We start from the raw sequence: 23,520 nt of genomic DNA, 5'->3' as shown, positions 1-23,520 counted from the left end.
CTGTAAAAAGTCATTTTTAATAAAAAAAATGCAATCACTAGTGGATGTATTTATTTTTTAATATATTTGTTTAAATCACATAAATAAATAAAATGAACAGATTGATTACTTGCCTTGTATTATTATTACTTACGTTTGGTTGCTATCAAAACAAAATAGATAATAGTTTTAATGAGGACTCAAGAAAAATTATTCACTTCATAGAGTTATCAGATTTTAATGTTGCAGATAGTTTATTAGCGATTTATGAAAAAAAAATAGAGGCTTTTACAGAGGAGGAAATGGTTACCTTTTATCTATTAAATATGAGGTTAGCTATAAAACAAGCTGATAGAAAAAGATATAAAATAGCAGTAGATTATATCAAAAATAAATTAGATGACATTGATCCTTTATTGAAGGGACAGTTTTATATTTTAGAGAGTGAATATTTATATGATGTTGAGCAAATGTATAATTATTCAATTCTATCTTCATACAAAGCAATTAATATTTTTCAAAAAGAAAATAAAGATATTTTTTCTGATTCTATTTTGAGAGAAGTCTATTATCCAATGCTCTATTCTATCTTTCAAACACGAGAGACTGATTCAATGAAAAGCTCTATTGAGCTAACAAAGCATCTAATAGAAAAAACAAAAAAACCTAAAACCTTCAATGACTCATTGCATTTGTCTAAATTATATCGCTTGTACTATATTCAGAGCCAATGGCAGTACAATGATAGAGCTAGTTTTTTTTTGACTGAGAGAATTAATAGCATACGCAAATACGACACTCAGACTCCTGATACAACTTTAACACGAAAGATTCAGCAACAGTATGAACACCCATCAAAGATTGATAGTATCGCAAACAACTTTTTAGAAAAAGCATTTACATTTTGCCCATCTTCAATTCTTGATAAACCTACCTTGCATGGTGCTATGCTTTCTCATAATAAAGGAAATTACCATTTGTATCTGTATAGAGCAAAGCATGTAAATAACTTTCCTCGCCAAGAATGTCTTTACCATTTGGATTCGTCAGATAATTACTTCTATGAAGCTATAGAAAAAGTAGAACGTTTAACACCTACAAACTCTTTATACCCTCAACTATCATATCATTACTGGGTAGTTTCCTATAATAATTATCAGCGTAAAAATAAAAGCAGTAATTATAGTCTAATGAAGTCTTTACAGAAATCTAGTAAATACTATGACACTCTAGAGTATAAAACCTTATCAAATAATCCATTGCAGTATGTAGCAGAACTTAACTCTCTTGCCATGCTCTTGAATAGCTCTTTACAAGAAAAAAGAAAAACTCACACAAATATTCCAAGGCGACTGCGAAACTTATTAATTGAACACATAAGTAAACAGAATTTTGAGTATAATTACTTACCTAAGAGATTTGCTAGAACGAGTATATTAGAAAATTTGAAATACAATGTAGAAAAGAAATCTTTTTCAGTAGAAGATATAGACGAAATAATTGCTGAATTACAGTATGTAGATGATTGGCAATTATTTTTATATCAAACAAAAAATCAAGTAATAGGGCAATCACTAGATAGAGAGGAGTGGATTAATTTGTCGAATCAGTTTGAAAAAATAAAACGAGAGCAAAAGTCACTTTTCAGACAATCAGGTTTGCAAAATTGGGCTGAAATTGTGAATTTAGGAGCTGTTTTATATGACAATAAAGCAAAGCAAGATATTATTATAAAAAAATATAAGAAAAAAATAGAAAATAGTGTTAAATTTCAAACAAATGAGACAATAAAAAGTAAAATCCCTGATTCCACAGCAATAATTACAATCATTCCCAAATTGAAAAATTATACAGATACATATATCAAATATAGGAGGGATACATCTGAAATTTTAACTATTCTATTATCACAAGATACAATATTATTAAAAAACAAAACTGTTTTATACTCTGTAAATAAAAAATATCAAGAATATAAAAAAATAAATACTGAAATAAATAATATAATTATTAATTCTCAAAATTATCAATCTAATGAAAATTATAAAATCAAAAAACAACAATTTGATTCTTTACAAAATTTATTTTTCAACATATTTATTGGTAGTATAGAAGAAGATATTAAGCCGTATAAAAGACTCTGTTTTATATTTGCATCTGGAGAACTTTCGTATGACGAAATAGATTTTGCTGTTTTGAAAGACGCAAATGATAAATTATTATTAGATTCTTACGCAATTCAGCAGTATAGCTCTTTTAAAAGTGTAGTTAACTTATATAATGAATCCAACAAAGTTATTAGAGTAACACCTAATGATATCATAGCAATTGCGCCTTATTCAAGTTTTAATGAAAACTCTAGGAAAAAACCTGCGTATTCAATGTATAAACGTAACTCAGAAAGTAAGATTCCTCACTCTATTACCGAGTCTAAGCTAGATTTACTAGGTGTGAAGGTAATTTGGGAGCAAGAAAAATTAAATGCTGATTCATTTTTTGAATCACTACAAGAGAAAAAAATTGTCCATATTAATACCCATGCTTCCGAAGGGAATTTATTACTAAATGGAAGTCAAATTTCTATCTCTGACATTTACTTACAAAACCTATCTCACGTAGAGCTTATTGTGTTAGCTGCCTGCGATATTAACTATGAAGATAAAAACAATAAGGTAACAGGAGAAGCAAGTAAAAACCTTGCTAATGCATTTCTTGCTGCAGGTGTAAAATCCGTTATTTATACTACAACAAGCATCAATTCAAACTCTACAGATATGATATTAAAATTTTTTTATGAAAATTTACTACAAAAAGCAATGCACAAAGATCAAGCATTGCGTGCTGCACAAATAGAGTATTGTGCCAACACAAAGTCTGATTATCTTAAACACCCCTATTACTTTTCTAGCATAAAATTGGTAGGGAACCCTAGAGCTATTGTTCAGAAATAGCTTTTTTAAGCATATCACCTTCTTCTTTGACTAATGGCTCAGAGTAATCGTGTTTAATAAGTTTGTTTAGTTCTGTTTGATTATTTGTTTTCATATACTCCAATGTATATAAATAAGCAGATACATCAGAAGAAATTAGATTGCTTTCTTTTGCATTACTTATCAGAGGTAAAGCATTTTTACTTTTTGTAAATACTGAGCTATATAATAATATTAGATAACTAGAGGTATCTTGCAAACTTATATTCTCCTCTTCTGCTAAAATATTATTGTACTCCCTATTATAAAATTTACTTAATAGAGAACTCTTTTTTTTCATGTTGTTATTCGTTGCACTACGAGTAGATTTATCATAACCTATATGGTGAGGGTGAAATTTAGATAAAATATTAGGATCTGCATAGACCTTAAAATTATTTTGATTTTCATTACTAAGAAGAGGTATAAATTTTAGAACAACAAGCAATACTATTGCTGCAACCCCTAATGAAGCATAAATATATTTTTTAGTTTTTTGTTTTTTTATTTCTTCTATTTCATCAATCATAAGATGAGTAGATTCTACAGAATCTTTGTACGTTTTATACTTAATTCTGAAAGACGAACTATCTCTCATCCTCTTATCAAATTCTTTCTGAGCTTCTTCTGATAATTGCTCAAGGTAAGCTAGGCGAAATAATAAAAAATTATCATCACTAGTTTCTACTTTATTTAATAGAGTTTGAAAATATTCTTGAGATAAATCATTTGCTTCCATGGTATTGAATTTTAATTGTTTTGATATGCCTTATAAAATTAAGTTTTAGCTTTAATGTGATTTTAAATAAACGATTACTAATGAAGAATTAGTTTAAACATCAATCAATAAAAAACTGCTAACTAAATTTAATAGTTAGCAGTTTAAACATTTTTTGTGATAAAAAAAACAGTATTTTTACTCAATCAATAAAAGCCTCTGTAAAGTCACCTCCATAATTATTTTTTAAAAAATCCAAAGCTATTTCCTTTGCTATGTAATGCTTTTGTTTTATAGCCCCATATGTATACGGTTTGTTTAGTTTCTCTGCAATTTCTCCTAAAGAATAACCACAATAAGACTTTAGGTATAAAATATTCCACAGTTCATTTTTTCTTTTTTTTAAAAAATGTTTTTTTAAACCATTGATAGCTTCTTTCATATAAAGTAATGCAGGACTAGGAGTTCTAAGCTTATCTGATACTGTATCCTCATCTAAAGAAGATGAACTATGCTTCATATAATATCTAGTAAGCTCTCGCTCTTCTGCTTTTGACAGGTGATATAACCAACTCTTTATATACTGTTCTAGACTTTTTGTTATTTCTTTACTAGGATCTTCTAAAGCAGGAAGAATACATTTACCATGTATCTCATGAAGTAAAGCAGCTAGTACCTCTTTCTTAAAGATGAGTCGTTCTTTTTTATCTTTAGGAATTTCATAAGCTTTCATGTGAAACTCTAATTCAGAAGAAAACTTTTTTATATTGGTAACAATAATTCTTGTAAACTCAATAGGATTCTTAGCTAGATAAACAAGCTCTTCATTACTTAAAGGTCGATCAATTGTAATTCGTGTTTTTTTGGACATAGGATAAGGATTTAAGGAGATGGAAGAGAAGGGAAAAGAATTCATTAACAAAGTACAAAAGGTTTTTAAATTAATCAAATATTTTGTAAATTTATTTGAGCAAATTTTTCAAAACTTTCAATTTTTCATATAAAATTGACAAAAAATTTCAAAATATAACAAATAAACTAGTTAAAGTTATGGATTACAATGAATCAGACGGCTACACGCTTCAAGAGAGTATTACTATTATAGACTCCATGAAATCAAGTATTAGGAGTTCAGGGGGGGCGAAAGAACTCTTTCTATATATGTCCAAAGACAAAAAGTATAAGGAAAGCATGTTTATTAGTGGTAAAACACAAGCTAGTTTTGCCAGTTACTTAGCTAAAATGCAACCCGATAAGGCAAATGAACACTCTTTCATTAAAAGAGCTGGTAAGCTAGAGCTTAATTTATTATTAGAAGCAATAAGTCATTTTACGCAACAAACTGCTTTAGACGAAGACTGGCTTTATTTTATTATATACTTCATTGAGGTAGAAAGGATGGACAATAAATTACAAAGAGAAAAAAAAATGATAATAGGCTTAGATCCTAATGGTGACTCAGCTCAACTGCGATTCTTTAAAACATCCACTCAAGATGTAGAGTTGCACCCAAATGGTAAATATAGGTTTGAGCCAAATACATTAGTGATAGATACTGAACACAATACAAAAAGAACTGCACAAATAAGGATATACTGCCCCAAACCAAACATTTATGATATAAAGTGTTCATCATTAATGATGTTATACACAAGCAGGTACGGTGATCAAATAGCTGTAAAGGGAATTATAGAACCAAAGGACTCTAAAAAGGCAGCTCTTGATGAAATAGAAAATAGGAGTAACAGACTTCACATACCTGCAAACATAGGTTATCATTTATCAAGTAGTTTAGGTTTGATAGAGTTAAAAGGAGATAAAAATGCTGAATATACAAATATCATTGATATAGGGTTTCCTAAATCACATCAAATACGTAGTATAGCTGGAGTCTATAACGCTTATTATTTATCTCAAAATGATTTCTCAATAGATATGCTTATTATTGTGATTTTAAGTAATGGTAAGACACTTCTTATTGGAGATGATACTATATATGCTGGGGGTTTTGTATATATTGATGATGTGAATATTAGTGGACAATTTCATAATAATGATAATAATAAAAGTGGAGGTTCTTTTAGATTTCAGATAAACATTAATGAGAAGGAAATAAATACAGGGTATTTAAAGGGAACATACTCTGGTAGAGGAGCTACATCATTTGAACCAATGGCTGGCAGAATTATACTTCATAAAAGGAAAGATACAAACGATGAGATAAATAAAATTATTAAAACCCCCTCAGTAGATTATGAATTAGAAAACAAGATGGTGAACCACATACAACCAGAAAAAAGTATACGAAATTACAGGTTAAAAAATACCATTCAACAAACAGGAAATAATAAAAACTTTTACCCTGTAGAGCAACTGAAAAAAGATTTAGGAGATCAAGATATATTTAATACTATTATATCCTTCTTTTTGGGGAAGGATAATAATTTTATTGAAAGTTATGACTTTATGCACAAATACCTACAACCCTTGCTGCCCAAGTCACAAGAAATAAAAAGTGTTGAGGGATTATACTACCTTTATTCTTTTGAAAAAGAAAGAAGTCGTAGTTTCATTACCCTAAATCCAGTACAAATACTTTCAAGTGGAATAGCAAAGATGAAAAAAATGTCCTCTGATAAAGAATACTATATTGGAGAGGTATTAGTAAAAGGCGATAGATTAAGCATTGTTTTTAGCAAATTAGATGATATAGAAATACCTCCTATGTTTTTTTCTTTTATGTGTGGGGGAAAGTATAAGACAGCCAAATTTTATCCAGGTTTGTCACTAACAGCTATAAATAGACCAAATCCACAATCTAAAAGAGATTTTCTTGTTAAATCTAATTGTGAGGCTCAAATAGATAATATGCAAACAGAAAAGTTAGATTGGAGAAGATACATGAAAAATTCTGAAGAAGAGGAACAACAAAACATGTTAAGTAGTCTAGGAGTAGAACAATCAGTTCACGAAGACATTATTAAATTTATATTCGGAGAGTATAACAACATACTCAAAGCTACAAAAGATACTTCAACCAACTTACCTAAACGGACTGTAGAACCTTGGAAAATATTTTTTATTAACGCTTTATTTTATGCTGAGAAAGGAGATAAAAGCTCAACTATACAATTTTTGACATATTCTTACGAACATGGATTCAACTATTATTATAAACAAGATAATGATTTGAAAGAGCTTGTTGAAAGTAAAAAAGACGTGTTTGGGAGTTTAGGTATAGATCTAACAAATGCTTTAGAGCTTAATGAATTTACACATATAAGTAATTCAATATAGTATTTTAGGCAAATATTATGTAAAATTTTATGTTTTAAAAAAAAAATGACTTCTCTAAGTTTATGGCTATACTAGAAAAAGCAAAGGGATGACCACTTGCCTTTTGTCTATGAAATATAAGAAATAGAAAGCACTTAGTTTGATAGCATACTAAGCGTTTTTTGAAATCTTACCTTAATCTACCAAGAAAAAGACATCACAAGAAAAACTGATTTAGTTTACAACCACCTCAAAAACCAGTATTTTGGTGGTGGGTGGAGTCGGTATGGTGCTTATTAGTATCTGATGAATTAGGTATTAGTAAGCCTCTATTCTTGTACTATTTTACTAGTTACTTTCAGTTTGTTCTAGATTTCAATATGGAGCTAACAAGTTAATGCTTACAAATAAAAAGATAGTCAAGCCAAATTCCCAGACTGGAGCAAACGAGAAGACATAAAATCTGCCTTAAAAGTCGGACTTATTTTACTTTTGGACGAACATGGCTATCCCCCTGTAGAAAGAGATGAAGTGTATAAAGATATTTTCACACAAGCAGAGAATTATAAGAAGAATAAGGGTGGTTTATAACCACCTTAAAATCAATGTTTTGATTGTAATGAGTCACACTCATAAATTTTGGACATTACTAAAATTATTTCTTCTATGAACTCAATCCTAAAAAATTAACAAGAGATAGACCGTTTGGAAAAGGAAATAGCTCAACTAAAATCTGTCATCTCAAGAAGTAACCAGTTCAATGAAAAAGTGGAATTAAATCTAAAATTGAAGGGGGTGGAGAGGGAGTTAAGGAGTTTGGATTAGGCTTCTTCAAGATGATTTGAAGAAGGTAGGTAGTTTATTAATATATTTTAATAAAGCCCATAGAAATACAACTTCACAACTCCCTAAAAGTCAATCATTTAAAAAATAATTTACTTTTTTTTGTGAAAATACTGTCATTTTTCGGCAGTTTTTGACATTAAGTAGTAATACATCATTACTCTCTTCGCATCAAGTGCTATTTTTTTATAAAATCTCAGTAAATTAAATATGAAAATCACAGGTTTAGTCTTACAAGGTGGTGGAGCTCTTGGAGCTTATCAATATGGAGCATTAAAAGGCTTCTATGAAATAAATCCTAATTTTAGTCCTGAAATTGTAACAGGAACTTCTATTGGAGCTGTCAATGGAGCTGTTATGCTGGGAGGAAAGTATGGAGCATTAGAATCATTAGATAAATTATGGAATACACTTAAAATTCCATCTAACCCTTTTGTACCTCAAGAATGGCAAGCTAAAGCTTCTAAATTTGGCAATCCAAATATGTACTATATCAATCCTAACTTAATGCTTTCTCCTTTAACAGCTGATAGTGTTTATGATATTAGTCCTTTTCGTAAATTATTATTAGACCTCATTGATTTTGATAAACTCAATGATAAAAAAACAACGAAATTGGTCATAGAGGCAGTAAATGTAGAGAGTGGGGAGTTGAAGCAATTCTCTAATCATGATAAAGAAGGGTTAGACATTGATAAAATTATTTCTTGTGTGAGTATTCCTCCCAACTTTCCTGCTATGAAAGTAGAGAATGGTTATTATTGGGATGGAGGATTATATGCAAATATGCCTTTAAGTCCTGCAATCAACTTTTTAGAAAAATATAGACCTACCGAAGCAGAACAAAAAAAGGGAGTTACAATTACTGAAAGAGAAGTAATTGTAGTCAGTTTATTTAGAAAAGGTGCTGTGTTACCTACTAATATTTCAGAAATTACTGAGCGTGTAAAAGAGATTATCTTTGAAAGTAAACTTAAACTTGACTATAAGACTTTTGAGCAAATGAATGATACGATTGATTTGATGCGAGAAATCGATCAAGTTTTAGATCAAAATAGTCCTATTCGTAATAATGAAACTTTCAAAAAATTATTAGACCACGAAAAAATAAATCCACCTGTTCTACTTCAGTATGAAGCAGAAGGTGTAGAAGGTACTGATAATTTTACTCCTGAAGCAATGGATTTTAGAATAAGACAAGGATACCGAGACGCAATAAATTCTTTTAAAGAAGTAGTCAATAATTAATATTCACATTTTCACTTACATAACAAATAATCTATTATTATGCTATTTTACGATAAAAAATGGTGCAAAATCTACTATTACGAAGAACTTTCTTGTGTTCATCTTGATTGGTGTGGTTTTGCAAAAAGTGATCAATTTAAGGAAGCATGCGATTTTTCTTTAGAATTGCTTAGAGATAAGAAAGTAAACAAAATGATTGCAGATAATACAAAATCAAAAGTAGTGTCTGTTGAAGATCAAAAATGGTTGATGGAAGATTGGTTTCCTAGAGCTTATGAAGCAGGTTATCGCACTTCAGCAGTCGTTGTATCTACAGATGTATTCAACAAAGTAGCAGTAAAAAACATTGTGAATAAAATGGATAAAGGTAAATTTGTTGTTCAATATTTTGAAAAATTAGACAATGCTAAAATATGGATTAAGAAGTTAAAAAATTGACAAAACAGATGAAATTATAAACTCACAACTCCCTAAAAGTCAATCATTTAAAAAATAATTTACTTTTTTAATATTTTTTTGTCATTTTTAGGTGGTTTTTGACATTAAGTATATATAAAGGACAAGTGATAGAGTTGCGTTTATTTCTATCTTTGGGAGGGATTACGCAAGTTTTTTTTAAATAATTTAACGCAGTTGCGTTTATATATAAGTTGTGGGGCATTTGAAAAAAGCGTTTATGAAAGAACGAATAATAATAATTTCAGATTTGTGGGGAAGGGAAAAATCTGAATGGTTAATTAATTATACTCGAATTTTAGAGACAGAATTTGATATTTTGTTCTACGATAGTTGTGAACTTGGACAAATTGATGTAGGAAATTATTCTCAAGAGAACTTACACAAACAGTTTATAAGTGGTGGAATAGAAAAAGCGATAGACAAACTAGTAAAGAGTGAAAAACAAAAGGTGAATATTCTAGCATTTAGCATTGGTGGAACAATTGCTTGGAATTTCGGTCTTAAAACTGATAATATTAAGTCATTAGTCTGTGTTTCATCAACAAGACTTAGAAATGAAACTGAAAGACCTAAAGGAAATTTAGAACTTTACTTTGGAAAAAATGACGAAAATAAACCTACGGTAGAATGGCTTGAAAATATGGAACTTGAATATGAAATCCTATCAGATAAAGGACATCAAGTCTATTGCGAAACTCAATTCGCTGAACATTTAAGCGAAATAATAATAAAACGACACCACAACAATGTATATAAAAAATAGGCGAAATAGTAATAAAATCAAGGCTTTCAGCTCGTATTAAAATATGTGCTTAACCGAATGTTTAGTGCTTCGAAATCGCCTACTTTTCATATACTAAACGTTACCACACATTAAAAAAAACATCGTACTTCAATGATAAAACTGATATTTATTTTAATAATTGCTTTGAATTTCTCTTGTGTTCAGTCCCAAGAAAATCAAATCGACAGGACAAAAATCAAAGAAGATTTGAACGAAATTTTGACTGATATTTCCCAAAACTATATTTATCTCGATGAGAAAAATGTGGATTTGGATTGTATCCGAGAACATTATGAAAGCCAAATCGAAAACCTTAATACAGAAGAAGAAACGGTACTTTTTTTCGAATATTTATTAGATGAGTTTTACGATAGTCATTTGATTTTAAATACAAACCGTAGCTCATCATTTCGTTTATTTTCGCCAATCTACATTAAAATTGAGAACGGAAAAGCAGTAATCTCAAATATTTGGCAAACCCAAATTCAAAATATTGACCAAAATCTAATTGGAGCGGAAGTCCAAAAAATCAATGGATTAACTTTCGACAAAGCAATTGAGCAATTTCCAACGCATTGTAATGACAAAAAATCTAAAATAGTTCGAGAATGGATTGCAAACAAAATTTTAGCAGGTCGTTATAATGAACCAAGAGTTTTGAGCCTAAAATTGACCGATAATAAAAATATCGAATTTGATTTAGATAAAGTCAAAATCAAAAAAAATGACGGACTTTTAAACACAACGACACAAAACGGAATTGGAATTATTAGATTAAACAATTCGTTAGGAAATAACGGATTGATAAACGATTTTGATAAATCGCTCGACCAATTGGAAAACACAAAAGGACTGATAATAGATTTGAGAAATACAGTTGATGGTGGAAATTCTTATGTTGCTCGTGGAATTTTAAGTAGATTTATCACAGAACAAAAACCATATCAAAAACATTGGACAATTGAACAATATGATGGAAAAACGAAAGTCGAGAGAAGTTGGGTTGAGTACGTAAGTCCGAGAGAAAGCCAATATAAAAAGCCAGTTGTTATTTTAGTTGGTCGTTGGACAGGAAGTATGGGCGAAGGACTTGCAATCGGATTTGAAGGTATGGAAAGAGTCGAAGTCGTAGGTTCGGAAATGGAGAGATTGGCTGGCGAAATGAACGGATTTTCATTTATAAATCAAAAATTTGGCTATCGATTATCGACAGCAAAACTTTATCATATAAATGGAACGCCAAGAGAAAAATATGTACCGACAAATTATGTAACGCAAACGACAACAGAAAATGACGAAACCCTTGCAAAAGGGATTGAACTGATTAACAAAATTGCGAAATAAAAACGTATGGTAACAATGTATATAGGTAATAGTGGTTTCTGTGGGGTGCGAACAGTGGCGATGCGAATCAACCTCGCCAAATCTACCGATTTGACTATTTAATTTTTGTGTAGCTTTGGCTACTTAACAGCTTGATACGAAACCACATTTAAATCCACTACATGCTCATATACTCAACGTTGTAAGCCATTAAAAAAACTGTGGGAGTTCAAATATTAAAGTAATAATAATGAAAAAACATAATTACGAAGTAAAAGTTGAATGGACTGGAAACGAAGGAAACGGCACTTTGAATTATAAGTCTTATAACAGAAACCATACAATCATAGCTAACGGAAAATATAGTATGATTAATGGTTCATCTGACCCTTCTTTTTTAGGAGATAAAACAAGATACAATCCAGAAGACCTATTTTTATCTTCTTTGTCTGCTTGTCATATGCTTTGGTATTTACATTTATGTTCGGTACATAAAATTATAGTAACTGAATATTTGGACAACGCTACAGGAATTATGGAAGAAACAAAAAATGGAAGTGGAAAATTTACTGAAGTTACACTTAATCCGAAAGTGAAAGTTACAGATGAAAATATGATTGAAAAAGCAAATGAATTACACGAAGAAGCTAATAAAATGTGCTTTATCGCAAATTCTTGTAACTTCAAAATTGGACATAAACCGAATACAACAACTGAATAAAAACGGCTTACAACAATGGCTATAAGTAATTGCTTGTTCTCGCCTACTTCTGAAAATCCTTGCGCCAAATCTTTTGATTTGGCTTTAAAACAGAAAAAGATAAAACAAAATAAAAAGTTTTGGCTAAGTGCTTAATCGAAAGTTAACTACTTTTAATTTCCGTACTAACCATAGCCGAGACGTTAGCAAATACTAAATACACCAAGTTTGAAATAGGACAAGAGGTAACTTTAAAAAGCAACCATCAGTCTTTTAGTGAAGTAACTTTAATAGTACACACTGAAAATGATGCTGATACTGCACCTAGTTTACAATGTCTCTGCGTTGCAAAAGATGGTTCTGTAACAACAGTGAAAATACACAAGAATTTATTACAGGTTAAAGAAAAACCTAGTAATTATACTATGCCCATTGTTTAGTCGCTTCTTGTCGTTTTTTATTTATAGAATCAACAACTCCTTTTACAGTATAATAGCTTCCATCGCTCATTATTACGTTATTGAATGCTTTTAAAATTGTAAGACCAAAAACTTTGTAGGTTTTCTGCTCTGTATAGGTACTGAGTCCTACATATGCACGAATTGTGGTTATTGTAATCATATTAATACTATTTTTATGGTTTTATATTTATCATTATCGTTCTATGACAAATATACGGATTATGAAAATAAAACTTTGAAAGTCTATTTCTAAATAAATTTTTTACTAAAAAATTAAACCCATGACTTTAGAAGAATTTGAATCTTATTGTGATGATTTGATAAAGCAAGAAATTCGGGATAAGCCTAAGATTGGAAGGAATCAAAACTTTCAATCTGAAAATACGGTATGGGTAAATGATACAAGAATAAAACTAAGAAAATATTTTATTGAATATAGCCAGTATGTAGAACATACCGACTATAAAATGGTAGAAGAGGTTATTGATAAAAAGATAAAGAGTTTCGTAAACAGGTATTTGTAGTAAAATTAATCTTCACGAGTGTAAAAATTAGCCATATCAGGATATTCTTCTTTCCACTTTTGATAAATAGATTTTTGTTTTTCATTAAGGTAGTCATTCATGTGTTTTTCATATTCATCAATATCTACTGTCGGATGATGATAAACATAAAAGCCAATGCTGTCCAACTCTTGTATTTTTCTTTGCGCTTTTAATATAATTTCGTGCTGTTCTTTTGCTTGCAAAAATCGCTTTTCAGTATCTGTAATTTTTTGATTATTCAATTTTGTATTCATAATTATTCTATCATTTAAGTTATCATTATACTATCAAACAAATATACGGATTATAAAAATGCAAAAATACCTTATCACTTCCATTATCCTATTGGTTGGCTTAACTAGCTACCTAGGTTATCAAAATTCTATCAAAAATCCTGTTCTTGAATTTACTGTAAATGAAAACACAACTGTTTTTATTGATGGTAAATTTTATGATATAATAGAAGAAAATACTACTATATCAAATGCTCCTATCGGACACTATGAAATGGATTATGAAAATTTTGAAGTTACTCAGCCGAATACAACTGTACAAATTAACTATCAATAGTTAATAATTGTTAATGAAATTTAGAAGATTAAAAAAAATATTTCATTGATAATCAGATAGTTGTGAATTATTTTTGAGGTTTGTTGTCATTTTTTGGTGGTTTTTGTCCCTAAGTAGCAGGATGATTTAGACATTTAAGTAAAAAATCTCAAAAGTAAAGTATAGTAAAAACCCTAATAGAAACTTATAAGTAAATTAATACCTTTGGATTTTAGACATTTAAAAATAATCCAAAAAAAATAATTATTATGCACAAAGTAACTGATTTAAATGCATTTCCTTATAGTTCAGTAGGTTTACTTGTATTTAAAATGAAATATGAAGATGGTAGAACTGAAGACTATACAGGAACAGCTTTCATTGTTTCTTCTAAAGGAATATTTACTGCTGCTCATAATCTGTATGATCCAGATGAAAAATCAATAACTATTGAAGCATACTTTCATCTAAATTACCAAGGTGAGGTGAAAGTATGGAATTTAATGCTAGGAAAAGATGGTGTTACTCTTCCAGATCAATGGTTAGATGATGAAGATGAAAATTATGATATGGCTGTGTGTGTAATAGAACATTCATCTTTCAGAGAAATTGCTTCATCATTAATTTTACCAGTTTATGATAAATTAATAAAAGCAGGACAAAAGTTTAATGCAAAAGCTATCGGTTTTCAAGAAGCTGAGGAAGGAATGTACTATGATGATGGAGAAGCTATAGCTCTTGAAGAAGGCATTGTTCTTTCTAGCAATATGGTAGTAGGAGCTAGTGGAGGGCCTTGGTTGAATACATCTAATAATATCGTTTACGGTTCTACTAGAACTGCTGAAGGTGAAGATATAGCATCTCCTAATAATGGAGTTAGTGCAAAAGAACTAATAGAATGGTTGAATAAACAACCCTAGGTAAAGACAAAATTGAATTGATTTTTTACCTCGCAAGTAAAATGGCTATCGCTCACATTTTGCGAGTGAATAATATGTATTTGGCTTCAAGCCAATGATGTTATTGAATTTCTGTATCCCAACCCAAACACCAACCAAAAAAAAGTTGGTGTTTTTTTACATCAAAAAAATAATTTGCGTAGCACTCCATAAATTCGTTACTTGCTTATACACAAGTTTTTGAAAATAATTAATAAACGCAATTGCGTTTATATACAAGTTCTCATCAATTTTCACAAAAAAAATAAACGTATGAAAAAAGTTTTTGAAAACCCTCACGCCGAAATTTATGATATTAGCCGAGAAATTCCAAACACAGTATTTGCTTATTGGAAGGGCTACCTTATGAAAGAATTTGAAGATGCTACTACTGCTTGTGAAGAATCTTTAAAATATTTCAAAGAAGCAAATATTTTGGTAATGATTTCAGACCATAGCCATTTAGAAGGGGCATCATTAGAATTTTTAGATTGGCTACACGATTATTACTTTCCTACTTGTGTCAAAAATGGATTAAAAGCAGAATTAATCTTAGATTCAACACATAGTATGGGAAACATTGTCTTAGATTTGATGTACTATGAAGAAGATAAAAATCGTAACTTAAACGATGCGGGACTTTATACACCCAAAGTTGATACATTAGAAAATGCCAAAATACTTGCAAAAAATATAGTAGAACAAAATAAAGAATAGAAGAAAACTGATGACAACATTATGTTTGCCAAAAGGTGGGCTAATGTGCTAATTTAGGCTTTTGTACTTTTTATAAACTTTATGCGTAGTATAAGGAAAGTGCTATTAATCTCGCCCATTCGCAAACATTTTTTCGTTGTAGGGCAAGCAACAAACAAATAACAAATGACCATTTTAGAAAAGGAAAATCGAATTGCACCGTTTATTAAAGAGATTATTCTTTTGGAAAGCGATAGTCATTCCCAACATAATCTTCCTTTCTATGCGGACGGCTATCCAGGAATTATGTACTCCGAAACAGAAAAAGGAGTTAAGCTTCTTCCTGTCAACAAAATTTTACCCAAGTTTTTCCTTTACGGTCAAACCATTGAACCAATTGAATTACTAATTGAAGGAACGTACAAACTCATTGTTTTTCAACTTTACCCCTTTGCCACTCGATTATTGTTAGGTATTGACCCGAAAGATATTAATGATGAGTGCTACGATTTATCCCAAGTCAAGAATATTGAAACCACAAAAATTGTCTCTTTAATTGAGCCTGCGAATACGAAAAAACAAGTTGAAATAATATCAAACTATGTTCTCAAATTGGTTAAAAACTCTTCAATAGACTCTGATAATTCAATAAAACTTGCAGTCTCAACTATAATCAACACAAAAGGAACACTACCAATTAAAGAACTGAGAGATCAACTATTTATAACCGAAAGAACATTTGAAAGACGATTTTTAAAAGAGATTGGAGTTACACCAAAGCAATTTGCCAAAATCATTCAATTCAGTTTTTCTCTCAATCAAATTCAAGAGTCTAACTACACTAAGCTCACCAATGTTGCTTACGAAAATGGGTTTGCCGACCAATCTCATTTCATACGAACGTTTAAAAAATACACAGGAGCAACCCCTAAAGAATTATTGCAAAAAATCGTATAGATAGCATTTGTCGGTTTTGTTCAATTTTTAACTCCTAAATCTCTCCACCTTTGCTTCATAAAATTATTCGATATGAAGTATATAATCATTTTCCTAATTGTCATAAGCACTTTTGTTTCAATTCCAAAAAGTGATAGCACCAAAGTACATTCCAGTTCTATTGGACAAAAAGAAGCATTTAAGGTATTAACCCAAAAATGCAATGTCTGTCATAAAAAACAAAACCCAAGAAGAATATTTACTATTGAAAAATATGAATGGGTTTGCTCGAAAAATTAATAGACAGGTATTTGTATGGAAACGAATGCCAAAAGGAAAGGAAATATAGCTTTCAGAATCAGAAAAAGAGACACTTAAAAACTGGTTAAATATTAAACTAAATAAATAAAAAATGAAAAAAAGAATCCTAATATTTGGGGCAACAGGTGGCACAGGAAAAGAACTTGTAAAACAAGCATTAGCATCTGGAAATAACGTCACTTCATTTGCACGAACACCTGAAAATTTAAAAGTATCACATAATAATTTACGTATTATTAAAGGAGATGTGTTGAATTATGGAGATGTCCTTAAAGCTATGGACAATCAAGATGTTGTCTACTGTAATCTTGGAATGCCTGCTTCTGACAAATCCACTTTACGAGCAGATGGAACTACCAATATCATTAAAGCAATGCAAGAAAAAGGGGTGAAGAGATTTGTCTGCCAAACCTCACTTGGGTTTGGGGATAGTAAAGAAGTATTGCCTTGGTATATGAAGTACATAATCGTTCCATTTATTCTAAAAAACGCCTTCAAAGATCACGAATTGCAAGAAGTGGTTATTGAAAAATCAAATCTTGATTGGACAATCGTTAGACCTGGGAATATGACAAATGGTAAATTAACTGAAATCTATAAACACGGATTTAGTCCTGCCGAAAAAATAAAACTCAAAGTATCAAGAGCGGACGTTGCACATTTTATGCTTAGTCAAATAGACAATAATAAGTATCTTCGTAAGAAGGTTGGAATTTCTTATTAGGAAGAAAAGAAAGCCAGCCCATAACACTGTATATGAAATCATAGCATCCTTCGGGATGCTACACTTCATATACTTACCGTTGGCAACAATTTGAAAAAAACTGTAACATAATAGAAAACAAGTGGACTTATTCATTATCAATCAATCAAACAGCAATAAAATGAATTTAACTATTAAAGTACTAATTATAGTTTATTTAACTATTTCATCTTCAAACTCTTTTTCTCAGAATACTAATAAAGAGCTCTTCAATAGAATTGACTCATATTTGGAGTCAAGCGTAACAAATGGCTTTTCTGGAGTTATTTTAGTTTCCCAAAAGGGTGAAATTATTTTATCTAAAGGATATGGATGGGCAGATAGGGAAAATAAAATACCCAACTCACCATCAACAGTTTTTAATATTGGTTCTGTAACTAAACAATTTACAGCATCGGCTATTTTAAAACTTGTAGAACAAGGAAAAATTAAAACATCAGATAAAATAAGTTCATATTTTGCCCAGACACCTATTGACAAAAGAGATATAACTATCCATCAATTATTAACGCATACATCAGGAATTTCCAATAGAACTGGTGGTTTTAGATATGATGAGGCAAGTAAACAACAGTTTCTAAAAGAATTCTTTGAATCAGAATTACAATCTAAACCAGGCGCAAAGTATCAATATGCAAATGCCAACTACATCATGTTAACGGTTATATTGGAGTTCGTCTCAGGGCAAACGTATAGTTCTTTTCTAAATGACTATTTATTTGAACCTACTCAAATGAAAAGCACAGGATATAAAAGCATCAACTTTAGTACAGAACGACTCGCACATGGATACTACTATAACAGAAATGATGAGCAATGGGCAGATTGGGGAACAACCCAACAACACCTACCATACAACGATAAACATTGGTATAGTATAGGTAAGGGAGACATTCATTCCACCATTGAAGATTTATATAAATGGCATGTTGCTTTAAAAAACAACATTGTTTTAGCATCAAAAACAAGGACAATCCAAGAAACACCGTATGTAGCCGAAAATGATAAAATGACATCATTTTATGGTTATGGTTGGGCAATATCTCAAAGTAATAGAGACACGAAAATTGTTGCTCATAATGGAAGTAATGGATTGTATTTTGCAGATTTTGTTAGATTTATAGATGATGATGTAGTTGTTATATACATAACAAATGCGTTTTTAGGTAGTGAATCAGAAAATGTTGCTCGAGAAATTGGCAAAATGATTTTTGATTCCAATTATACTGCAACACCAATTTCAAGGAACATGTATGAATTAGTTCAAGAATTTATGAAAATCAATCCATCTTCAAATGCAGAAAAATTACCTGATTTTTTAAAGAAAGAACTTAATAATGAATTTAACGACCATGCAATACTAAATCGACTAGGATATAGCAGATTGAAAAAAGAAGACAAACCTGATTGGGCGTTGGAACTATTTAAACTTAATGTGAAATTATTCCCTGAAGATGGTAATTTATGGGATTCACTTGGTGAAGCTTACTTAAAATATGACAAAGAAGAAGAAGCTATAAAGAGTTACACAAAGGCAGTGGAATTAGGAAGTGAAGGCTCAAAGAAAAGATTGAATGAATTGTTAAAAAAAGACTAGAGTAAAAAACTGTTGCCAACAATAAGTATACGTAACGGTTTGATAGTGAAGTGTCTTGAAATCCAGCACTACGCATATTCGAGCCGTTGCTATGTCATAACTTCGCTCCGTTACGACATAGTCTACGCACATTACCCAACATTAAAAAACAACCTAATAAAAATAATTTATGCCACATTTTGTAATTGATTGTTCTGAAAATATTATAAAAATTAAATCACCTAATGAAATTATTCAAAAAGTGTATGATACAGCGAAATCAACTGACCTTTTTGACAAAGGAGATATTAAAGTAAGAATTAACCCTTTTGAATATTATAATATCGGAAATACTAAAAATGACTTCATTCATATTTTCGCCAATATAATGGAAGGACGAACTACTTCTCAAAAAAAGAACCTATCAGAAAAAATTATTACTGAATTGAAATCAATGTTCCCTAATGTTCCAATTATTTCTATAAATATTAGAGATTTTGAAAAAGCTACTTATTGTAACAAATCGATGATATAATAATAGAAAATGATGAATGTGGATTTAAAAAATAATGAGTGATTTATCATTTAAATACATCATAAGGAGAAGAAGAGCTAAAAAAAAGTAGTTGATAAATCTGATGACATAATATGTGGAAAAATTAATATAACCGATTTAAAATCTGAATAATAACGTTGGGCAACACCGTATATAATTTATTGCTAGTTCTAGCTTACTTACGAAAGTCCTCGTGGACTTTCTTGGTCGGTAATTATTTACTAAATTAGTTGCTTGAAACACGCAACAAACCATATACATAAATGTTAGGCAGTAATTTAAGAAACACTCGAAAAACAGATGGAATTACCAAAATTTAAATATAGTCCGAATGCTTACGAGTTAGATTTGTTTGATAAAGTTGAAGGAATTTGCTCTGTTTGTGAGGAGAAAAGAAATTTGAAATATAACAGTTCTTTTTACAGCATTGACAAGCCAGAATATATTTGTCCTTGGTGTATCGCAAACGGAAAAGCCTCTGAAAAATATGACGGAGAATTTAATGACTATTGTGGAATTGAAGGAGTTTCGCCAGACCCGAATGAACCAAAACCGACAATTCCGAAAGAGCCGTTATTAGAGGTGTGTTGTAAAACACCAAGTTACTCTTCTTGGCAGCAAGAACAATGGTTATCACATTGTAATGAGCCTTGTGCGTTTATTGGGTATGCTGATACTAAAACTATAGAACCAATACTTGATGAACTTAAAGATGATATAGAAAATAATATAGGTTTTGACCCTAATTCGATTAAAGAATATCTTTCTAAAGATGGACATTTAGTTGGTTATTTATTTAAGTGTGTGAAGTGCAATAAACATAGGTTACACGCAGATTGTGATTAAAAAAAACTACTGACAACAATAAATATACGTAATGTGGGTAGATTTGGTAAATTTGAGCTTTAGAGCTTTTAATAAATAATTCAGTGGTTAGAGTCTTGAAATTCCACACTATGCATATTTGAAGCGTTACTTTCAGCAAATACTATCAAAGCCCAAACCACCAACCCAAAAAAGTTGTTGTTTTTTTACATCAAAAAATAATTTGCGTAGCACTTCATAAATTCGTTACTTGCTTATACACAAGTTTTTGGAAATAATTTAACGCAGTTGCGTTTAGTATACAAGTTGTGCTTAATGTGAAAAAAAAATGGAATATAATGAAATTAAGAGATAATAATCCTGCTCTCATATTAGTCGATGTACAAAAAGCATTTATGGATGAAGAATATTGGGGAGGAAATAGAAACAATAAAAGTGCTGAGATTGTCTGTGGTAAAATTTTGGACAAATGGCGAGAATTAGATTTACCTATATTTCATATTAGACACAGTTCAACAAATCTAAAATCCAAATTAAACCCATCCAATAAAGGATTTGAATTCAATGAAAATGTAACACCTTTGGAAAAAGAGCCAATTATTACAAAAGAAGTTAATAGTGCATTTATTGGAACTGACTTAAAAGAGCAACTGGACAAATTAAGCATTGATACTCTTGTAATTGTGGGAATAACAACAAATCATTGTGTATCAACAACAACACGAATGGCTGGTAATTTTGGATACGAAACCTATCTAATTTCTGATGCGACTGCTACATTTGACAGAATTGGGATTAACGGAGAAAAATACGATTCGGAAACAATACATTTAACAACCCTTGCTAATTTGAATGATGAGTTTGCAACTGTTTGGAATTTTAAAAAATTAATATCCAAGATATAACAAAATGAAAAAAAACACTAAGCACAACACGGTGTATAAAACATAGCTAATAAGTGCTAAACCCAAAGGTTTGTGCTTATTTACAAAGACTGCCAAATTTTTAAATTTGGCTTTTAAGATTGATAAGTTAAAAACAAAATATAAAAATTTGGCTCTGTGTTAATCCGAAAAGTTAGCGTTTATTTATACGCTACGTTTCATACACAGAACCGTTGTATGTAATGCCCAAAACGCAACAATGAGAATTAAAAAACCGAATGAAATTGAGCAAATGGACAAAAATCTTAACCAAATAAAAACGGAAATTTACGACAAATGCTCATTTGAGATTTCGGATTTCAAAACTGAACCTGAAGGCAAAGAATATAATGCTTGTCATTATAAACTGAATGGAATGAATGTTTTGTGTAGAAACGCCAAGACAACACCAAAAAAAATCGGACAGTTTCTTACGTGTTGGAAACGTAATAAAAGTGGAATTACGAAGCCATTTAGCGAAAACGACCAAATTGATTTTTATGTGATAATCGCAAGGACTGAAAAAGAATTTGGACAATTTGTTTTCCCTAAGTCTATACTTATTAAAAAGGGAATTATGTCAACTGAAAATAAAGACGGGAAAAGAGGGTTTAGAATTTATCCGAATTGGGACACTGTGACAAATAAACAAGCTGAACGAACTCAAAAATGGCAACTAAATTATTTTTATCAAATAAATAGTTCGACTGACTTAAAAAAAGTAACTGAATTGTATAATGAAAAATAAAGCACTACATACAACAAGGTATAAAAAACATAGGGTGTTTGTGCTTACCCAAAGGTCTGTGTGTTTTTGTTAGGTCGACAAATATAAAATTTGGCATTTACGAAAAAAGATAAAAGCAAAATATTTATATTTAGCTAAGTAAGTAGTTAGACATAATTATCGTAACAATTTTCCTTTATATATAGTAAAATCAATTTTATACTTTTTACTATTGTATTTTTTTAGAATATTTTTTACAGCTTGATGTAAGTCTTCTTTACTCGTGAAATCTTGAGGTCTTAACCACTCTATTTTGATTTTTCTCCATAGTGTTTCTATGGGATTCAAATGTGGACTGTAAGAAGGTAAGTAGAAAATAAGTACTCCTTTCTCTTCCCATTCCTCTATTTTCTCTTCTATTTCTTTAGAAATATGCCAAGGTCCATTATCTAACACTAGAACAGTCGTTTTTTCAATTGTTTCTACAAACTGATCTATACAATCAATGATAACTTTAGAATTAATGTTTTGGGTGCTTACAAAACTGCTTAGTTCTCCACGCAAGTTAAGCAATCCAAATACATTTAAATTACCTCCCTTACTACTTTTAATGCCTACTTGTTCTCCTATTCTACACCAACCATAAGGAACATTGGGTTCTAAATTGAAGGAAGACTCATCACAAAAACGCAAATCTATACAGCCTGCTAAAAATAAAAGAATGAGAAATTCTAAACTACGTTTTTTTTCTTCATATACAACAGGGTCAGGTTTCTTAACAGTTACTTTTCTGAAGCGTTTCCAACACCATTTTTTTTTTAAGCAACCTTTTTAAAGTCTTGACTGACATAGATTTACCCAATTCCTCTTCCAATTGAGAAACAACTACTTTCAAACTTTGAGGACTGGCTTCAACTAGAGATTCTACTTTATTCATTTCTTCTTCATTATCTATACGAAGAATAGGGCGACGACCTTGTCCTTTACTCGTCTCTAATCCTGCTATGCCCTCTTTTTCATACCGATTAAACCAACGAATAACTAATTGGCGAGTAACTTGATAAAAATCCATTATCTCACTAACCTTTTTTCCTTGATGGCTTAAAAGAATGTAATGACAACGAGTACGGAAAGTTGATGATTTACCTTCTTTCCAACCTTGCTCTAAGGAAGATACTTCCTCTATACTCAAACTAATAAAACGTTTTTTTCCTCTCATAAAACAAAGATAAAAAAAATATTTAATAATTTTGTCTAACTACTTAATAAACCGAAACGATAGTGCTTATCACCTGCCCTACGTTTCATACACAGAACCGGTATAAGCAATAGCGAGTTCAGTTGCTTAACCCAAAGGTAGTACATTTTAACCCACCAAACCTTATTTCTAATTTTTTCGTAAATT

24 protein-coding genes and 2 pseudogenes are annotated in these 23,520 nt (G+C 30.4%); 20 read left to right on the top strand and 6 right to left on the bottom strand.

Features of this window, described 5'->3' with window-relative positions; all coding sequences use genetic code 11:
- Positions 1 to 92: 92 nt before the first annotated feature.
- Complete coding sequence (locus ACE193_RS21130; protein WP_375560185.1) at positions 93 to 2,930, top strand: CHAT domain-containing protein; 2,838 nt, start codon at positions 93 to 95, stop codon at positions 2,928 to 2,930.
- On the opposite strand, the gene ACE193_RS21125 is transcribed toward ACE193_RS21130, so the two are convergent.
- Together ACE193_RS21125 and ACE193_RS21120 are read right to left on the bottom strand one after the other, a co-directional pair.
- Positions 2,914 to 3,687 carry a hypothetical protein gene (locus tag ACE193_RS21125; protein WP_375560184.1) on the bottom strand — a complete coding sequence of 258 codons (774 nt, stop codon included), beginning with the start codon at positions 3,685 to 3,687 and terminating at the stop codon, positions 2,914 to 2,916. The genes ACE193_RS21130 and ACE193_RS21125 overlap by 17 nt on opposite strands.
- A gap of 181 nt (positions 3,688 to 3,868) precedes the next feature.
- Positions 3,869 to 4,537, bottom strand: a complete 669-nt coding sequence (locus tag ACE193_RS21120) for a hypothetical protein (RefSeq protein ID WP_375560183.1) — start codon at positions 4,535 to 4,537, stop codon at positions 3,869 to 3,871.
- Positions 4,538 to 4,716: 179 nt separating this feature from the next.
- Between ACE193_RS21120 and ACE193_RS21115 the strand changes: the two genes are divergently transcribed.
- From ACE193_RS21115 to ACE193_RS21080, 8 genes and pseudogenes are all read left to right on the top strand, one after another.
- Entirely contained in the window at positions 4,717 to 6,963 is a 2,247-nt protein-coding gene (locus tag ACE193_RS21115; RefSeq protein WP_375560182.1) for a hypothetical protein, read from the top strand.
- A 393-nt stretch (positions 6,964 to 7,356) separates the two neighbouring features.
- A pseudogene (locus ACE193_RS21110) lies at positions 7,357 to 7,533 on the top strand (type I restriction enzyme endonuclease domain-containing protein); the annotation flags it as partial.
- A 105-nt stretch (positions 7,534 to 7,638) separates the two neighbouring features.
- Positions 7,639 to 7,767: a DUF4391 domain-containing protein gene (locus ACE193_RS21105; protein ID WP_375563375.1), complete on the top strand. Its 129-nt coding sequence runs from the start codon at positions 7,639 to 7,641 to the stop codon at positions 7,765 to 7,767.
- A 228-nt stretch (positions 7,768 to 7,995) separates the two neighbouring features.
- The gene (locus ACE193_RS21100; RefSeq protein ID WP_375560181.1) at positions 7,996 to 9,033 is read left to right on the top strand and encodes a patatin-like phospholipase family protein; all 1,038 of its coding nucleotides are present in this window, start codon (positions 7,996 to 7,998) and stop codon (positions 9,031 to 9,033) included.
- A 39-nt stretch (positions 9,034 to 9,072) separates the two neighbouring features.
- Positions 9,073 to 9,471: a hypothetical protein gene (locus ACE193_RS21095; protein WP_375560180.1), complete on the top strand. Its 399-nt coding sequence runs from the start codon at positions 9,073 to 9,075 to the stop codon at positions 9,469 to 9,471.
- Positions 9,472 to 9,709: 238 nt separating this feature from the next.
- Positions 9,710 to 10,255 (top strand): hypothetical protein, encoded by a 546-nt coding sequence (locus tag ACE193_RS21090; RefSeq protein WP_375560179.1) that lies wholly within the window; start codon positions 9,710 to 9,712, stop codon positions 10,253 to 10,255.
- A 165-nt stretch (positions 10,256 to 10,420) separates the two neighbouring features.
- The gene (locus tag ACE193_RS21085; RefSeq protein ID WP_375560178.1) at positions 10,421 to 11,620 is read left to right on the top strand and encodes a S41 family peptidase; all 1,200 of its coding nucleotides are present in this window, start codon (positions 10,421 to 10,423) and stop codon (positions 11,618 to 11,620) included.
- Between the two features lie 229 nt (positions 11,621 to 11,849).
- Positions 11,850 to 12,320 (top strand): OsmC family protein, encoded by a 471-nt coding sequence (locus ACE193_RS21080; RefSeq protein ID WP_375560177.1) that lies wholly within the window; start codon positions 11,850 to 11,852, stop codon positions 12,318 to 12,320.
- Between the two features lie 402 nt (positions 12,321 to 12,722).
- Here the strand turns inward: ACE193_RS21080 and ACE193_RS21075 are convergent, their stop codons facing one another.
- On the bottom strand, positions 12,723 to 12,920 hold the full coding sequence (locus tag ACE193_RS21075; protein ID WP_375560176.1) for a hypothetical protein: 198 nt from the start codon (positions 12,918 to 12,920) through the stop codon (positions 12,723 to 12,725).
- Between the two features lie 121 nt (positions 12,921 to 13,041).
- Between ACE193_RS21075 and ACE193_RS21070 the strand changes: the two genes are divergently transcribed.
- Complete coding sequence (locus ACE193_RS21070; protein WP_375560175.1) at positions 13,042 to 13,284, top strand: hypothetical protein; 243 nt, start codon at positions 13,042 to 13,044, stop codon at positions 13,282 to 13,284.
- 5 nt (positions 13,285 to 13,289) lie between these two features.
- On the opposite strand, the gene ACE193_RS21065 is transcribed toward ACE193_RS21070, so the two are convergent.
- Positions 13,290 to 13,559 carry a hypothetical protein gene (locus ACE193_RS21065; protein WP_375560174.1) on the bottom strand — a complete coding sequence of 90 codons (270 nt, stop codon included), beginning with the start codon at positions 13,557 to 13,559 and terminating at the stop codon, positions 13,290 to 13,292.
- Positions 13,560 to 13,617: 58 nt separating this feature from the next.
- Between ACE193_RS21065 and ACE193_RS21060 the strand changes: the two genes are divergently transcribed.
- From ACE193_RS21060 to ACE193_RS21015, 10 genes are all read left to right on the top strand, one after another.
- Positions 13,618 to 13,875 (top strand): hypothetical protein, encoded by a 258-nt coding sequence (locus ACE193_RS21060; RefSeq protein ID WP_375560173.1) that lies wholly within the window; start codon positions 13,618 to 13,620, stop codon positions 13,873 to 13,875.
- Positions 13,876 to 14,123: 248 nt separating this feature from the next.
- Positions 14,124 to 14,774, top strand: coding sequence for a trypsin-like serine peptidase (locus tag ACE193_RS21055; RefSeq protein WP_375560172.1), 651 nt, complete (start codon positions 14,124 to 14,126; stop codon positions 14,772 to 14,774).
- Positions 14,775 to 15,065: 291 nt separating this feature from the next.
- Positions 15,066 to 15,509: a hypothetical protein gene (locus ACE193_RS21050; protein WP_375560171.1), complete on the top strand. Its 444-nt coding sequence runs from the start codon at positions 15,066 to 15,068 to the stop codon at positions 15,507 to 15,509.
- A gap of 165 nt (positions 15,510 to 15,674) precedes the next feature.
- Entirely contained in the window at positions 15,675 to 16,445 is a 771-nt protein-coding gene (locus tag ACE193_RS21045) for a helix-turn-helix domain-containing protein (protein ID WP_375560170.1), read from the top strand.
- A 391-nt stretch (positions 16,446 to 16,836) separates the two neighbouring features.
- On the top strand, positions 16,837 to 17,469 hold the full coding sequence (locus ACE193_RS21040) for an NAD(P)-dependent oxidoreductase (RefSeq protein WP_375560169.1): 633 nt from the start codon (positions 16,837 to 16,839) through the stop codon (positions 17,467 to 17,469).
- A gap of 160 nt (positions 17,470 to 17,629) precedes the next feature.
- Complete coding sequence (locus ACE193_RS21035; protein ID WP_375560168.1) at positions 17,630 to 19,105, top strand: serine hydrolase; 1,476 nt, start codon at positions 17,630 to 17,632, stop codon at positions 19,103 to 19,105.
- A gap of 169 nt (positions 19,106 to 19,274) precedes the next feature.
- On the top strand, positions 19,275 to 19,619 hold the full coding sequence (locus ACE193_RS21030; RefSeq protein ID WP_375560167.1) for a 5-carboxymethyl-2-hydroxymuconate Delta-isomerase: 345 nt from the start codon (positions 19,275 to 19,277) through the stop codon (positions 19,617 to 19,619).
- 321 nt (positions 19,620 to 19,940) lie between these two features.
- Positions 19,941 to 20,486 (top strand): CbrC family protein, encoded by a 546-nt coding sequence (locus ACE193_RS21025; protein WP_375560166.1) that lies wholly within the window; start codon positions 19,941 to 19,943, stop codon positions 20,484 to 20,486.
- Positions 20,487 to 20,773: 287 nt separating this feature from the next.
- Positions 20,774 to 21,370, top strand: a complete 597-nt coding sequence (locus ACE193_RS21020; protein WP_375560165.1) for a cysteine hydrolase family protein — start codon at positions 20,774 to 20,776, stop codon at positions 21,368 to 21,370.
- 238 nt (positions 21,371 to 21,608) lie between these two features.
- Positions 21,609 to 22,136 carry a MepB family protein gene (locus ACE193_RS21015; RefSeq protein ID WP_375560164.1) on the top strand — a complete coding sequence of 176 codons (528 nt, stop codon included), beginning with the start codon at positions 21,609 to 21,611 and terminating at the stop codon, positions 22,134 to 22,136.
- 156 nt (positions 22,137 to 22,292) lie between these two features.
- On the opposite strand, the pseudogene ACE193_RS21010 reads toward ACE193_RS21015, so the two are convergent.
- Positions 22,293 to 22,859 (bottom strand): annotated as a pseudogene (locus ACE193_RS21010) (IS630 family transposase); the annotation flags it as partial.
- Positions 22,860 to 22,890: 31 nt separating this feature from the next.
- Positions 22,891 to 23,334 (bottom strand): helix-turn-helix domain-containing protein, encoded by a 444-nt coding sequence (locus ACE193_RS21005; RefSeq protein WP_375558679.1) that lies wholly within the window; start codon positions 23,332 to 23,334, stop codon positions 22,891 to 22,893.
- Positions 23,335 to 23,520 lie beyond the last annotated feature (186 nt).

The organism is Bernardetia aquimarina (assembly GCF_042180575.1).
Taxonomy (GTDB): domain Bacteria; phylum Bacteroidota; class Bacteroidia; order Cytophagales; family Bernardetiaceae; genus Bernardetia.
The sequence above is the reverse complement of the archived record's forward strand: the minus strand, read 5'-3'. Positions and strand labels throughout refer to the sequence as shown.

Bases quoted from the DNA above. Each gene is read 5' to 3' on its own strand.
- ACE193_RS21130 (WP_375560185.1), top strand. From the start codon at position 93: ATGAACAGATTGATTACTTGCCTTGTATTATTATTACTTACGTTTGGT.
- ACE193_RS21125 (WP_375560184.1), bottom strand. From the start codon at position 3,687: ATGGAAGCAAATGATTTATCTCAAGAATATTTTCAAACTCTATTAAAT.
- ACE193_RS21120 (WP_375560183.1), bottom strand. From the start codon at position 4,537: ATGTCCAAAAAAACACGAATTACAATTGATCGACCTTTAAGTAATGAA.
- ACE193_RS21115 (WP_375560182.1), top strand. From the start codon at position 4,717: ATGGATTACAATGAATCAGACGGCTACACGCTTCAAGAGAGTATTACT.
- ACE193_RS21100 (WP_375560181.1), top strand. From the start codon at position 7,996: ATGAAAATCACAGGTTTAGTCTTACAAGGTGGTGGAGCTCTTGGAGCT.
- ACE193_RS21095 (WP_375560180.1), top strand. From the start codon at position 9,073: ATGCTATTTTACGATAAAAAATGGTGCAAAATCTACTATTACGAAGAA.
- ACE193_RS21090 (WP_375560179.1), top strand. From the start codon at position 9,710: ATGAAAGAACGAATAATAATAATTTCAGATTTGTGGGGAAGGGAAAAA.
- ACE193_RS21080 (WP_375560177.1), top strand. From the start codon at position 11,850: ATGAAAAAACATAATTACGAAGTAAAAGTTGAATGGACTGGAAACGAA.
- ACE193_RS21075 (WP_375560176.1), bottom strand. From the start codon at position 12,920: ATGATTACAATAACCACAATTCGTGCATATGTAGGACTCAGTACCTAT.
- ACE193_RS21070 (WP_375560175.1), top strand. From the start codon at position 13,042: ATGACTTTAGAAGAATTTGAATCTTATTGTGATGATTTGATAAAGCAA.
- ACE193_RS21065 (WP_375560174.1), bottom strand. From the start codon at position 13,559: ATGAATACAAAATTGAATAATCAAAAAATTACAGATACTGAAAAGCGA.
- ACE193_RS21060 (WP_375560173.1), top strand. From the start codon at position 13,618: ATGCAAAAATACCTTATCACTTCCATTATCCTATTGGTTGGCTTAACT.
- ACE193_RS21055 (WP_375560172.1), top strand. From the start codon at position 14,124: ATGCACAAAGTAACTGATTTAAATGCATTTCCTTATAGTTCAGTAGGT.
- ACE193_RS21050 (WP_375560171.1), top strand. From the start codon at position 15,066: ATGAAAAAAGTTTTTGAAAACCCTCACGCCGAAATTTATGATATTAGC.
- ACE193_RS21045 (WP_375560170.1), top strand. From the start codon at position 15,675: ATGACCATTTTAGAAAAGGAAAATCGAATTGCACCGTTTATTAAAGAG.
- ACE193_RS21040 (WP_375560169.1), top strand. From the start codon at position 16,837: ATGAAAAAAAGAATCCTAATATTTGGGGCAACAGGTGGCACAGGAAAA.
- ACE193_RS21035 (WP_375560168.1), top strand. From the start codon at position 17,630: ATGAATTTAACTATTAAAGTACTAATTATAGTTTATTTAACTATTTCA.
- ACE193_RS21030 (WP_375560167.1), top strand. From the start codon at position 19,275: ATGCCACATTTTGTAATTGATTGTTCTGAAAATATTATAAAAATTAAA.
- ACE193_RS21025 (WP_375560166.1), top strand. From the start codon at position 19,941: ATGGAATTACCAAAATTTAAATATAGTCCGAATGCTTACGAGTTAGAT.
- ACE193_RS21015 (WP_375560164.1), top strand. From the start codon at position 21,609: ATGAGAATTAAAAAACCGAATGAAATTGAGCAAATGGACAAAAATCTT.
- ACE193_RS21005 (WP_375558679.1), bottom strand. From the start codon at position 23,334: ATGAGAGGAAAAAAACGTTTTATTAGTTTGAGTATAGAGGAAGTATCT.